Origin of the sequence: Paenibacillus sabinae T27, from assembly GCF_000612505.1 — a bacterium.
Taxonomy (GTDB): Bacteria; Bacillota; Bacilli; order Paenibacillales; family Paenibacillaceae; genus Paenibacillus_AQ; species Paenibacillus_AQ sabinae.
This window is the reverse complement of sequence record NZ_CP004078.1, coordinates 1,349,310-1,362,607: the sequence shown is the minus strand read 5'-3', so window position 1 is coordinate 1,362,607 and position 13,298 is coordinate 1,349,310. Positions and strand designations below refer to the sequence as shown.

The 13,298-nt window shown below is 48.2% G+C and carries 11 protein-coding genes; all 11 read right to left on the bottom strand.

Annotated features, from left to right (window positions below; all coding sequences use genetic code 11):
• The 11 genes from PSAB_RS26540 to PSAB_RS06220 all read right to left on the bottom strand — a co-directional run bounded on the left by PSAB_RS26540 (position 1) and on the right by PSAB_RS06220 (position 13,276).
• Positions 1 to 258: an aggregation-promoting factor C-terminal-like domain-containing protein gene (locus PSAB_RS26540; RefSeq protein WP_158442569.1), complete on the bottom strand. Its 258-nt coding sequence runs from the start codon at positions 256 to 258 to the stop codon at positions 1 to 3.
• A 143-nt stretch (positions 259 to 401) separates the two neighbouring features.
• Complete coding sequence (locus PSAB_RS06265; RefSeq protein WP_025333722.1) at positions 402 to 2,186, bottom strand: hypothetical protein; 1,785 nt, start codon at positions 2,184 to 2,186, stop codon at positions 402 to 404.
• Positions 2,187 to 2,252: 66 nt separating this feature from the next.
• The gene (locus tag PSAB_RS06260; protein ID WP_025333721.1) at positions 2,253 to 3,506 is read right to left on the bottom strand and encodes an O-antigen ligase family protein; all 1,254 of its coding nucleotides are present in this window, start codon (positions 3,504 to 3,506) and stop codon (positions 2,253 to 2,255) included.
• 89 nt (positions 3,507 to 3,595) lie between these two features.
• Entirely contained in the window at positions 3,596 to 5,680 is a 2,085-nt protein-coding gene (locus PSAB_RS06255; RefSeq protein WP_025333720.1) for a right-handed parallel beta-helix repeat-containing protein, read from the bottom strand.
• A gap of 12 nt (positions 5,681 to 5,692) precedes the next feature.
• Positions 5,693 to 7,294: a hypothetical protein gene (locus PSAB_RS06250; protein WP_025333719.1), complete on the bottom strand. Its 1,602-nt coding sequence runs from the start codon at positions 7,292 to 7,294 to the stop codon at positions 5,693 to 5,695.
• 12 nt (positions 7,295 to 7,306) lie between these two features.
• Complete coding sequence (locus PSAB_RS06245) at positions 7,307 to 7,966, bottom strand: phage adaptor protein (protein WP_025333718.1); 660 nt, start codon at positions 7,964 to 7,966, stop codon at positions 7,307 to 7,309.
• Positions 7,960 to 8,547: a phage adaptor protein gene (locus PSAB_RS06240; protein WP_025333717.1), complete on the bottom strand. Its 588-nt coding sequence runs from the start codon at positions 8,545 to 8,547 to the stop codon at positions 7,960 to 7,962. The genes PSAB_RS06245 and PSAB_RS06240 overlap by 7 nt, the downstream gene beginning before the upstream one ends.
• The gene (locus PSAB_RS06235) at positions 8,548 to 8,958 is read right to left on the bottom strand and encodes a hypothetical protein (RefSeq protein ID WP_025333716.1); all 411 of its coding nucleotides are present in this window, start codon (positions 8,956 to 8,958) and stop codon (positions 8,548 to 8,550) included. It abuts the gene before it with no gap.
• A 50-nt stretch (positions 8,959 to 9,008) separates the two neighbouring features.
• Complete coding sequence (locus PSAB_RS06230; protein ID WP_025333715.1) at positions 9,009 to 10,193, bottom strand: phage major capsid protein; 1,185 nt, start codon at positions 10,191 to 10,193, stop codon at positions 9,009 to 9,011.
• Positions 10,194 to 10,207: 14 nt separating this feature from the next.
• A complete protein-coding gene (locus PSAB_RS06225) occupies positions 10,208 to 11,044 on the bottom strand; it encodes a hypothetical protein (protein WP_025333714.1) in 837 nt (278 codons plus the stop codon).
• A gap of 81 nt (positions 11,045 to 11,125) precedes the next feature.
• The gene (locus tag PSAB_RS06220) at positions 11,126 to 13,276 is read right to left on the bottom strand and encodes a portal protein (protein WP_025333713.1); all 2,151 of its coding nucleotides are present in this window, start codon (positions 13,274 to 13,276) and stop codon (positions 11,126 to 11,128) included.
• Positions 13,277 to 13,298: the final 22 nt, after the last annotated feature.

The following is a 13,298-nucleotide window of genomic DNA, read 5'->3' as shown; positions in this document are numbered from 1 at the left end:
CTAGTAGTGTCCGTTCTTATCCCAGTATTGAAGCGCCTTAATGGGATTGGAATAACGGTCTTTAATGTATTTCAGACCGGCAACTGCCTGCTGGTAAGGGTCGCTCCAGTCAACTTTATTTCCTCCGTAATTGGCCCGGGTCATATCAAGAAACTGAAATAACCCTGCTGCAGAAGACTTGCTATTCTTCGCATTAGCGTTAAAACTGGACTCCCGTGCTACTAGTTCCAGTGTAGGTTGCAGCCAATCTTCGGACAATCCGAGCGTTTTAATCGCCTTGCTTACCGCGCTGCTAGCCGTAGCATAGGCTTTAAAGTTACCTTTTGCGTCCTGTGCCGCTTTATAGTAGTTGTTGTAAGCTCCAATGCTCGAGCGCGGCCCTGCTTTGGCATTGGAGCTAGTTACTCCCCCGACGGAAGCGGGATGCCGTAACGGGTATACAGCTTTTTCATTTCGGATGAAGGCAGGCCAGATTCAAGGATGGACGCTTCCATTGCATCTTTGTTCATTAGTTCGCCGTCTTCATACTGCGCTGCTTTATCCAGGTAGTTCGTTGCGTATTGTTCCGCTGTGGTGTTCTGCGCCGATTTTGCTGCGCCGGCGGAATACACCGTTCCAGCATTAACACCGTAACCTTCAAGGCCGCTAGGGGCCGTTCCAGTAGCTTTCCAGATATCCATAAGCTTATTGAAGTTATTGTTATTGTTGCTGTTGGCCGCGCTCATGTAGGACGTATTCGCGTTTTGCTGACTGATAGCGACTTGCTGTTGCTGAAGCGCATAATCTAGGCCGTATTGCCGAACGTCCTCATTAAATTTGGTAAGGTCAAAGCTGTTTTGCCACTGCTGCTGCCCTTCAGTGAAGTTCTGCTGACGGTTCTGCATGTTCTGGTTGAAGCTGATGTTTTGCTGCGCTGACGTAAGCGGAGCGTTCGGATTCTGCGCTTGGCGAATGTACCCGCCCCAATCCGCCTGCGGAGTGACTACCCTACCGGTAGCATCCATATAAACTTTCGCCGCGTCCAGGTTGTCGATACGGTTATTACGCGCATTGGCGATTTGGTTCTGCCGCTCGTCTGCTGTGGCTTGTCCGTTGTAGTAACCGGTGAGCTGACCTTCCTGCATACCAAGCTGACGATCCGATGTGCGAGCCGCAAGCGTCTGCTGCCCGTTGTACATACCGGTAATCCCTGCTTCTTGCATGGCAAGCTGTTGGTCCGCGCTTTGCAGTTCATTCGCTTTTGTCGCAATGAAGTTGCCGGACTGATCGCGGAAGGCGTTCGTTTGGGCGTAAGCCGCGGATACCGCGTCGTTTAATCCTTCCCGCGTGTAATGGTCCTCGGTGCTGTCCGTCCGGTCCCTCTGCGCCCCTCTGTAACCTGCTGAACCGTCCCATGCTGTAGGCGCTTCGTTACGTGCTATTGAAGCATCTCTAAGCGTCCGGTTGTCTCTGGTTACGCCTGCTGCATAGTCATACCGGCGGTTGAGTTCTGTTTCCTGCGACTGTGCCCCGGCCAGGAGCGAAGCGAGCTGCTGGTCATACGCGGCCTGTGCGAGTGAACGGTAATCCTTGGGTGCTGGTGCTTGTGGGATATTCATGTCCATGTTTGGCGCTGCCGCGGTTGGAGTTGCTGCCGTTGGTGTGTTCTGCCGTTGTCCGTTGATGTACTGTTCAAGCTGCGCGGCGTTCATGTTCTTTACGGCTGCTGCGGTTCCGTTGTCCAGTTTCCCGTAGTATTGACCGGCATACGCTGCGGAACCTGTCTTGCCGGATTCGTAGGACTTCTTCAGGTACAGGAGTTCATTCAGCGGGTTTCCGGTGCCTCCATAGTTTGTCGTTGCTGCGGTTGCAGGTGCTGCTGAAGGTTTTACCGCTGCGGGCTGTGCGGCTTTGTACGCGGCTACGTTTGCGGCATTGGACTGATTGGTAAGCGGAATCCCTGCTGCGGCCTTGCGCTGTATTTCCGCCTGTATCTGTGGGGATACCGCTGCTGGTGCTGCTGTCGGTGCTTTAACAGCAGGAGTGGAAACCGGAGACGATGCCTTGGGAGCAGAAACAGCCGCCCCGGAAGTGGAAGCGGCTGCTGTTTTAGGCTGTGCTGTTGGTGTATATACCGGCGCTGTCGTCTTGGGTGAAGCTGCGTTTTTAACCGTTCCGGTAGGAATAGGTTTTGCTGCTGTGGCCATGTGCGGCCTCCTTTCTAAAATAAAAACAGCCACCTATAAAGGTGACTGTTGCGTAGTATGGTCCGACTATTCCTTGACATTTAACATTAATCCTTGTATTTTTCGGTCAATCGGATTTCCGTGTTCTTTTTCCTTATTAACTAACTTCTTTCTAAAATCAATGATCGACCCCATGCTAAAGAACATCGCTATCATGCTTACTTTAAATAACATGTTTTCACCAATGGACGAAAACAAAAAACATATAAGCAATAGTAATGGGAGATACTTATACTGGTCATCAATTTCGCTAATTGCGTATTTAAAAGAAGCTATGCTGATAAGTATTAAGAAAGCAATAAAAATCAATAAAGATACCCAACCAGTCTCTCCTAAAATATTGATGAAAGTATTGTGAGCTGTTACGCCTACCTCTTTTGAGAAGTAAGCACTGCCTCTCCCCCATAATCCAGCTTCCTTTAATGTCCTAGCCCACACAAAGCCTCTTTCGTCTAATACATCTCCATGCATCGACTTTCGTTCAAACTTATACAGAATGTTTAAATAGAGATAATTGTAAAAGGGCGTGAATCTAGCTAAGAAGTACAAAACGACAGCTCCTAAAAATGAGAAGAAAGTTGTTTTAATTAATGAAGACCAAAATTTTCTCGCCTTTATTAGGCGTAAAGTTAAAAATAGGGCCCCTGCTATTACAGACAGCCCCGCTGCCAACGTACTTGTTCTACTCCCAGAAAGTATCACCAAAAAGAAAAGCAAAAACATGCTCAGAAGGTGGAAAACCAAATTCCTTTTACCCCTTTTATCCGTCCTTTTTGTTATGATCCTTTCGATTTTAGAAATAACTATCGAAAGTAGAGTCACGAATACAACAGATACAACCGAACCGAAAGAGTTTGGGTTATAAAATATACCTCGATAAGGAATAGTGTTAACCCCACTTATAATAATAGGAAGTATTATAATGGGGAGTTGGCTTATAAGAATAGAATTAAAAATAGTTTTATTTATATCAACTTTTTCATATGACGGAACAACAGACATCGAGGAAAGATACAGCAAGAAAAAAATTCCTGCATTAAGCATTATCTTAATGTCCGCGTTGTATAAGGATGAAATCCCACACGCCGTTAAAAATCCGTAGATTAAAAACAAGCTTGATGAGTGAACTTTTATTTTTTCTTTCTTGGACATAATGACAAACGGGAAGATGATGCAGATTACAATGGATATTGCGATACTTCCAAGAGAATTAAATTTTTCGGTTAAGTACAACGAGCTAAACAAAAAAAGAACAAAAAAATACAGAGTAAATTTTTTCACAAAAGTCCAACTCCATAACTGATATGTTTTATACAGTTTAGAACATTATCAATAATATGGCAATTTAACTTTTGCGTGGTTTATTCTAATCATCGTGCCGTTCCGTCATATTTAACCCATATAGACCCATTGTAGTGACAGTGAACTCCGTTAGAGACTGTGGCCGAATCGATAAACAATAAACCCGTGTGTGATTCTGCCGATCCCGACCATGAGGGTATAGCAGGCGGAGTTGTCCCTTTAAGTATTGAAAAATCTAAAGGTCTCCACACGTTAATGGTTCCGTTATTATATTGATAAACCCAAGACCTAATCGGACTTTTACCTCCAGAACCTCCGATATCCCAATCTGTGTTATAGCAAATATCACCACGCGTGTATGTTCCGGTAGTCGGTGGGGATGTGGCGTAAATTTTCCGCTGTCTACCCGGTCCTGCACAAATCGATGCTTTGTCGGAGTAATAATTATCTCCAATGTTTGCCTTAGTTCCTGTTGTATTGAATATACTTGTGTTGTTTGTTCCGACAATAAAGTCATTGTTATAAACCTGGATGTTATCGTATTTATCGGCGGTCGATTTAAGGTCAAATGAAATATTCAAGTTTCGGAAAATATTATCGTGCACCTTCACATTATGAGAAGTGTCTGATATTTCTTCGGAACGAACGCCATACGTTTGTCCGTCCGTAAAGGATTCCGTACCCTCAATAGTATTATCAGCAAAAATGACATTTCTGCACGAATCAAGGCCGAGACCGTAACCGCCTGTATTATTGAAGTTAATGACATTCCCAGTTATGGTAACATCTTCGGAAATCCCACCGGTCACACCGCCGCCACAAACAAAACCAACAACTGCTCCCAAATTATTGTCAGGATTAACAAGTTCACCTTTATAACCATTAATGGTATTGCCAGTTGCGGTTATGTTTTTACATCCAAGTATTCTTATAGCCAACGCTACTGCCCATGTCTTCATTGATCCGTCAGGATAGATAAGTGCCCCAAGGTCTTTAAACTGATTTCCATAAACTGACCCGTTCTCTGACAGCAGAAGATAAACTGTTCGGCCTAAGCATGAATTGAACTTATTGCTAAATACACTGAAGTTATTTGTAAGTCTACTTGTAGGGCCTATGTTTGTATCTGAACCGATAGCAATTGTTGATAAGCGAGAAGTTTCTCCGTCAAGGGGGTCGTGTAGTTGCGGACCATAATATTCGAATTCATTATCATAGATATTAAAATCTTCATTGATTGAGTCGGCATAGGAATAGATAAATATGGTTTGGTCTTCACGTGTTGATCCTGAAGGAATTGTACTCGCGAAATCAAGTTGCATTTTGAATTTTAATCCATGAATTGAAAAATGCTTACATCCTGTGAAACGCAACAGTCTGTTATTCCCCAGATTAGACGAATTGACTAGTACAGGATCGCAAAATATTTCAGCGCCCTTATCTCCTGTAATTTCAAAGTTGCTCATGTTAGAAAAGGCAAGTGCCCCGTTTGCAGATGGAGTGACTTTATACCGTCCGCGAGGGAAGAAAAGTCTACCTCCACCTAATGTGGAGATGGCACTGATTGCGTTAGTTATCGCTACAGTATCGTCATTGATTCCGCCGCCAACGTCAAGCCCGTAATCTTTAACATTAATTTCAATTGTTCCCTTTTGCACTTTCTCCGCCAACTGCGCATCAATCTGACCGAATCTTGCATTCAGCGCAATATCTCCATACTGCTGATACAGTGCAGGGTCAAGCTTTGTTGCTCCTACTGCACCGGTGGCAATCGCCCGGCTGCTTACCGATCCCGTACCATATTTCGGCTCGGTAATCGTACCGTCAGCAATCTTCGCCGCCGTAATCAGCATATCCGCTAGTTTCGCGGTGGTGATCGTACCGTCTGCGATCTTGATCGTAGTTACGCCAGCATCCGCAAGTTTCTGTGTGGATACGGCCAAATCGCGGATTTTATTGGTTGTTACCGATCCGTCCGGGAATCCTAGTTCAGGCTGGGCTACAAGGCTCTGAAGCCAGGACCAGTTATCGTTGATCGTTTGGATGATATCCTGAATTGCTGCGTCAATCGCCGTAGGGCTGGCGGTTAATCCGGCTGTGGTGTTCCCGTAAAACGCCGATACATTCCCCGTAGGCACGTTTCCTGCTGCCATCGTTTCACCTTCCTATCCTCTATTACTGGTGGTGCCTAAGAACTTCTCACGCAAAATAAGCGTAGGTTCGTCGCGGTTGTTCCGCCATCTACGCTGAAAATACTTTGCTTTTTTATGAATGACTAAGCGTTTGGCGTTGTTCACGTTGTCGGTGTATTCCAGGTTCGCCCATTGCCCTTCTCCCCATGAGGTGACCCCCCAAACAAAAATCTCGTTGTACAAAGCTTTCGGAAGATTAACAACGCCGGTCCCGTACACCATATACACGTCGAGAGAGGACTTTTGGTTATACATCTGCGATTCAGTTAAGTAGTGGTGTAAATACGAGTTGTCTCCGCTAAACTCAAAGCTGATTAGCCCGCTGATCACGTCAAAGTCAACGACAGTTCCGGTCGTCTTCGCCTTATCGTTCCAATCCGTGTACAGATCGTCGGAATAGGCGTGCAAATGGCCTGTTGTCGTTCCGAAGTATAATGTGTCGTTGAACTTCGAAAACGCCTGTACAGCCCACGGAGAACGCCACAGATACCACTCTTGGTTGCGGGTATCGTATACGAAGATGTAATTCGTCGTATCCCGCTTGATACTGAGCATGAATTGGTTCTTATCCGGGTTAAAGGTAGCCACGGCTGCGGATTTCTCTGCATCGGTGAATCCGTAAGATGCGAAGTCGATTTTCTCCTTCATGAGTGCGCGGGTGGAATACTGCCGGGTGCCGCTGGTTTCGACTTCATCCACTCCGGTGTCGTAAATCTCATGCACTCCATCATCAGAAAGAAATACGATCGTCTGCGTCCCGTTCGGATACGTTACTTTGGTAAAACCTTTCGGAGCAATATTTCCCGTAACCGTGTTGAGGTAAAGGTTAGCTTTAAACGGATTGGCCGAACTTCCATCATCGAATGTTTCCCCGATGATTACGCCCCATCCCCTGCGCATCGGGATGAGACACTGGTTGTTATAGGTAATCCCCGGTCCAGTCACATAATCGTTGTCGCGGATAAACCTAAAGTATTGCACGTCACCGGGGAAGTAGTCGTAATGGTATCGCTTGGAGTACCACATGAGGTCGGTTCCATCCGATACAAAAACATGACCGGTATGAACCCAAATGTACTTCAGTCCTCGTGCGTTGATTGTAGTTAGTTTGTTTACAGGTGGTGAAGGATCGTCCGCCGCTGGCGTGACATTCTTCACCTGTGTTCCGTCATACTGCTTCAGATACCCGCCGCTCGTAAGCAGAAGGTTAGACACATCAGCATAATCCGTGTACCCTACGCCGAACACATTAGAACTGTCTAAAGCGTTGGTCATGGTCTGCGCGGTGAGTGTATCGGTTCCGTTGAACTTGTATAGCGTCGTTCCGCTTACCGCGAACAGGTCAGGAGCTACACTAGATGCTGCGGCCTTGTACGGTATGAGTAATGTTATCCCACTCCCAAGCGCTGAATTCGTCACAGGAGCGCTTCCCGGCCTCTTTCCGATGGTATTTATGGCTTTCATTTCGGCATCATAGGCGATCCGGTTTGCACCTTGCGGAAGCTGTGCCGGATTTAAAGCCGTGTTCATGCCAAGTGAGGGTAAAACCTCTAATGCAAATTTAGGCTGTGCCAAGGGTTCACCCCCTTATTTCTGATTTCGATACAGTTGCGCGTTAACCAAGCTTGGAACATAACCGCCGCTTGACGTTCCCCGGCCTTCAATGTTGGCCTGTGTTGCCACTTCAAGGTGACTATCAGCCAGTGAGTAGTAATGTGCAGCCAAGTCTTTCGCGTTGTCCAGCGACTCCACAATGAGCGCAGAGCAGTAATAGCAAAGCCCCATCGTTCCGGCATCTGGGAATTCAACTAAGCTGCTTTCCGACGATACCGCAGCAGGATACGCAATGTACTGAAGCGTGTAGTTTCCGCTCGGAAGTGGATTCGCGGTGAGTGCAATCCCTTTAATGTGGATCTGCGTGTTGTATGACTCTCTCCACCATCCGCGGGTATCCGCGAAGGATACACGTTTTTGAACATCACGCCAGTTCGGGTCCAAAATGCGTAGTGGCGCGTACATATTTGTAATGTCCTGCCCGGACTTTTTGAACGTCACATATCCGTCACCGCTTATCGCCAGCAGATCAGAATCTTTTTGGTTATACGCCACGGATGCAAGTTTACGCAGTGCGTGGTTGATGTACTGGAACAGGTAGAAGTTTTGGTCCGTGTCGTTGCTGCCGATTTCCTCTACAAAGGAGGCGGTCAGCTTCTTGATGGTGGGAAGCAAATCCCCAGTGGTTACCATGTGTTCACCGTCCTTGCACGAGACGATTTGTTTTTGCGCTGCATGTCGCTGATAAAGGATGCTTTCCCTTCATTCCAGCGGTTCATATAGCGGTCAGATAGTGTTTTGTCCGCAATGGATAGCTGCGGAAGCAGAAGAATCATACCGGCCGCATAAAACGCAAGCAAGTCATGGTACTGCGGATCAATTTCCGGTACATCGGTTTCACTCACCAGCGGCGTAGCGTATTTGTAGTAATAATGCGTCAGGGTGCGCGATTCCTGCGGCGTGGGTTTGATGATCAAATCCCCGCCTTCAATCGCGTATCCCGTGCGGTTTTCCGTGATATCTACCAGTTCATACGGCACAAGACTGTCTGCGCTTGTAGCATCAAGCAGAGCTCCGGGAGATTTGAAGTTTGCCGGAAGCGAATAGGTATTCACGCCAGCAGTTACGGCTATACTGCTACTGTCACGTAGTCTGGCCCCCTCTACTAACTGGTGAATCGCATCATTGATGAGGTCCGTCATGTGATACGTATCCGTGTACATGCCGCTTGTAGCCCTAAATACGCGGATACGAATTTCTTCAAGCGTGGGCATTTATACACCCCCGTTCACATATTTGGTGATGCCGCTTGTCCGTCCGTAGTCGTAGGCGTTGATAAAGGCTTCTTTCGATTCCTTGGCGAAGTCGTAGGCTAAGTCTTCCATCAGCCGATCCTGTTCGCGCTGGTGTTTTTCTTCCGCTTCTTTAATCACCTGCTGGGCGCTGAATCCATGAACGTGAATTTCCCGTATCCGCCGGTACACTCTGGCATCCAAGGTGCTGAAGCCCACTTGTGGAATCTTCATAATGGCGATTTCGAGCAATCCGTCCATGATAAGCCATGTGTTGTCCGATGGTCGCCACATAACATACAGGTCTGGGTCATATTCCTGCAGCTGTTTTTCGATATCGTTGATATCATTGGTAAAAACGCGCTGATATCCTTCAAAGTAGTGTCGGTTCATGGTTCCTCCTAAAAGAAAAAGGGAGAGCCATTTAAGCCCTCCCCTGTGTCTTAGTAACCTGCTGGTACGTTGATGTCCTTCAGTGCAGCGAATGCGTTACGAGCGTGGCACACAAATGTGTAATACCAGAACGCAGTGGCTTCGTACTGCGGAGAGTTCGCAACGCGGCTGAACATGCTTCCGTCTTCTTCCATGAAGTCGAGTTCGGACGTTTGGTAGATGCTAAGGTCATCCCAGTTGCCGGCGAAAATCGTCTTGTCCAGCATGTATTTGTCCACGATCAGCGGCATTCCGTCAAATTCAAGAGCCTTATATCCGCCCTCAAGCTCCATCGGGTTTACATAGCGTCTGTTTGCGGTCAGCAGTGCTTCATAGGAAGCGCGCACGCCGTGTCCAGCAGCAAGCCATTCAACCTTTTTACCGGATGCAAGGTCAACATAGTCAACCAGTTGGCGAAGCAGAGCGTCGGAAATGGCGCGACCCGTTCCGCCGTTCGCCAGGATCGTGGATTTCCACCATGTATAAGTAGCCGGTGCCAGACCTTGCAGCGTGATGGAATCGGAAATGATACCAGCAAGGCCCATCGGGTCCACGTTGTACGTTCCGGTTACAACGGCGAAGTCGGTTGCGGCGGTCGTTACCGCAGCGCCGGAAATGGTAATCGTTTTAAGAGCCGGATCAATCGCAGTTACGGTTCGTCCCGTTACGGTTACAGTTCCGCCGGAGTTCACGATGTCAATGATCTGGTTAATAAAGAACGCCTTCACATTGTCCACGGTCAGCGTGGTTACAGAAGTATTTACGGCAAATGTCGCGAGTTTACCCGTTCCGTCACCCATCGAAGTGCGCTGTACGTAGTTCCTCACGTCCGTAACCAGACCTTTGACCTCGGCTTCCATTTCCTTCAGATAGGTAACGGAATCTTTCTTCGTGGCCTGAATCGCCGCGTTCGATACTTGCAGCCGACCGTGTACGTATCCGACGTTACCGGTCGATGTTTTGTAGGATTGGTTTCCCGCTGTCGGAAGCGTACCGGTTTCTGTACCCGCACCTACGCCGGAGTTACGGCCATAGTGGTGCGTGATGGAGAAGTTTTTACCCCCGCCGCCAATGGTTTGTGCTCTCTGCATCAGTTTCATTACAAAATAGTTCGAACCGTTATTCACTTGCTCCCGAATTTTCGGAAGGTAATCGACTTTCATTGCATCGGCAATGGTTGTTAAAGATGCGGCCATGTTTCATTTCCCCTTTAGGTAGATTGATTTGCAGCAGCTAACCTGGCTGCGGCTCGTTTCGTGATTTCATCCCAGCTCATTTTACTGGTGTCTTCGTGTACTACTCCCGGCGTTCCGCTGCCCTCTACACGCGGCGCGGATTTGCTTTGAAGGTACTCTTTTACTGCGGTTTCTTTCGCTGTCACAAGCTGTTGTTGCAGTTCATCGGCTTTCATGGCTTTGTAGGCCATATTGAATTTCTTTTCTGCCGCTTCCGGGTTCGTCATATCAACGAAAATTTCATTGTCGATCATGTACTGGTTAAGGTCTTCCTTGCTGATACCTTTGCCATCGACAAACTTTTCGGCTGCGGACCAAAACATACGGTTAATCTGTTCTTGCTGATGTTGCTGTTCAAGTTCATCTGCTTTTGCGGCCTTGGCTTCAAGTTCATCCAGTCTCTTCAGCATTTCGGGAGTGGTATTCTCCTTTTCTGCGCGTTCCTGTAGCCGTTCCATTTCGATGCGTTCCTTCAAGGTGATCGCATCGGTATTGTTGATTTGCTGGAAGTATTGGCTAAGTTCCTTATGCGTGTCGTAATCCCCATACTTCTCAGCGGTTTCCTTCTGCCATTTCTCCCGCTCGGCGGCAAGACGTTTGGCAAAGGCTTTCTCGAAGTTATTCTGTTTCTGCGGCTCGGCGGCAGCCGTTTCTTCTACGCCCGTTTCATTTACAGAGTCTTCGGTTTGTGTTTCTACTGGTGTTTCTGTTTGTTCCCCGGCGGCGGAAACGTCTTCTGCGCCCGTTTCAACTGCTCCGTCTTCTTCGGAAAACAGTTGCAAATCCAGTGTGTAGCGGTATTTCGTGTTCATGGTGGTTCTCCTTTCTATGCGGCGACCATAGATCATTAACGCCCGAACGAATTAAACTGCATGAGAAAGGGGCAGAGAGACTTACACTCCTGCCCCGGCTTTTACCTGCGCTTGCTGCATGGCCATTTGGCCCTTCATGGCCTCCTGCTGCATCTTCATGGTGTGGTCTTGCTGCTTGCTTTCACGTTGGAACTGCCGATCCGCTTCCGCTTGTTGTCCTTGCTCTGCTTGCTGCTGCGCCGCGGCTTCGGCTTCCGCTTGCTGCTGGGCGATAATTGGTGCCTGAATCGCGTCCATATGCTCCTGAACGTGCTGATCGACAATGAACTGAATCTGAGGCGGAAGCTGCTCGTATTCGCTCGATTTGCGGAACAGGTTGTGATTGTACACGTGAACGTCGTGGTCGTAGAAGTCCCGCACAATCGGAGCGCCGGGTATTTGAAGCGGCGGAGGTGCAGGAATGGCGGCAGGGTCAATTCCGTTTGCTGCGGCTTGCTGCAATATCCCTTCGTAATGCGCTTGGTCCTGCTGGTACTGATCAACCAGCGCAAACACTTCCGGGCTTTCGGCCATCTGTACGAACAGCTTGTTTTCCATCTTCGCTTTGTCTTCATCAAGCTTCTGCTGCTCGAAGAGTTCCGTGGAATCGCCGATACCCATCATCTTCAAGAACGTGGTGGCATCCGGTGTACCGTCCTTGTTCAGGATTGCACCGGCTTGCCACAGCGTCATGATGCGGTCCTGCTGGGCGCTTTTGAGTTCAGGTAAGCTAGACCCTTGGACAACGTTGATGTCCTCTTCACCGCTCAAATCAGATCCTGTGAAGCTGATGAGTTCAATATCGTTATCCGGTCCCAAGATACGCCCGAGCCGTTCTTCCGTATAATGCTTCTTCATCAGCCGCAGCACACGCTTTAAAAGCTTCTTCATACCGCGTTCATAGTTCTGTGAGGTGACGGCCATCTTCTCGTTCTCTTGCTCAACCATGAGTTGCAGGCCGGATGCTGTATCAAGTCCAGCCGGTAATCGTCCTTGGCTGACCTCTCTGGCCCCGCTCATATCGTCAATGAGCCGGTTGTAATACTCAATGATGCGGTCAAAGCCGTTCGGGATGTCTGCTCCCGGGATACGTTCGACCTTGCCGCCTGTTGACGCGTTGTAATGGATAATTCCGCTGATTTCGTCGTTGAGTTCTTCTTCATCTACGTTGGAACCAAGCGGAACCGCCCATTTGGTTGCACCCATCTTCTTCATGTTGGTAGCAAACATCGTCAAACTGATGTTCAGGCCGCGCTGAATTGGCAGCATGGACTCCATGAACGACTTGTATTTGACACTTCCCGGGATCGGAATGTCACCAAATATGATGTACGGCAAATCCCCGGCGTTTTCGTCCTTGTCAAGGAAGTCCTGTCGTGTGGTGGTGATCTTCAGCCCGTTCGGATACTTCTTGCATGGCTTCATCCATAGTTCCCGCACCATTACCATGTTCTTGTTCTTCTGCTTGCCCTCTACAATTCCCGTACCGCTGCCCGTAATGTCAAAGGATGGAGCAAAGTCTACGTTATCGTCCGGCGTGACTTCTTTTCCGTACTTATCCTTAACGTAATCAATGTCCCGCGGCTTTTCTTCCACGATCCAGCGGATTTCGTCGTCTGTGGTGGCGGATGGGTCTATGTAAAGCGTGAGTGGGTCGCAGATGCGGCATTTGATTTCCCCGGTGCTGATGGGTTTCTTTCCGGCTGCTTCCCATTCCTTGTATCCCGGGTCGTTCTCTGTAGGGGTAATGTCCTTACCCGCTTCAGGATCGAAGAATGTTTTCGCGGCGCACCACTGTTTCACATCTCCGTTAAGGAAGATATCACGGGTTTTTAGGTCCATTTCCTCGGTATCCCACCAGTAATGCAGAAACTTCGTTGCAGCCTTTGCTACTTCAATGCGCGTTTGGTCTCCTGTGTCCGGCGTTACATCGTACTTGATACGGTTCTTCGTCTGCTTGGCGAGTTTCGTCTGTACCCGCTGCTGCAATACGTTGTGTGTGATGCGCTCCTGTCCGTCATACGGTAGGGCTTGTACGCTCTTGGTTCCTTGATTCCAGCCGATCCACTGGTTTCCAAGGTAGTAGTTCAGGTTAATGAGAATCTGTTTGCGCGTGGCCCAATCTTCACCCTGCTTCTTGAGTTCCTCAACCTTTCCTACCCAATCGGATTCGGTCATCTTCTTTTCGTCCACTCCGTCACCTCCTTTCTAAGCT

Bases quoted from the DNA above. Each gene is read 5' to 3' on its own strand.
- PSAB_RS06265 (WP_025333722.1), bottom strand. From the start codon at position 2,186: ATGGCCACAGCAGCAAAACCTATTCCTACCGGAACGGTTAAAAACGCA.
- PSAB_RS06255 (WP_025333720.1), bottom strand. From the start codon at position 5,680: ATGGCAGCAGGAAACGTGCCTACGGGGAATGTATCGGCGTTTTACGGG.
- PSAB_RS06245 (WP_025333718.1), bottom strand. From the start codon at position 7,966: ATGGTAACCACTGGGGATTTGCTTCCCACCATCAAGAAGCTGACCGCC.
- PSAB_RS06240 (WP_025333717.1), bottom strand. From the start codon at position 8,547: ATGCCCACGCTTGAAGAAATTCGTATCCGCGTATTTAGGGCTACAAGC.
- PSAB_RS06235 (WP_025333716.1), bottom strand. From the start codon at position 8,958: ATGAACCGACACTACTTTGAAGGATATCAGCGCGTTTTTACCAATGAT.
- PSAB_RS06230 (WP_025333715.1), bottom strand. From the start codon at position 10,193: ATGGCCGCATCTTTAACAACCATTGCCGATGCAATGAAAGTCGATTAC.
- PSAB_RS06225 (WP_025333714.1), bottom strand. From the start codon at position 11,044: ATGAACACGAAATACCGCTACACACTGGATTTGCAACTGTTTTCCGAA.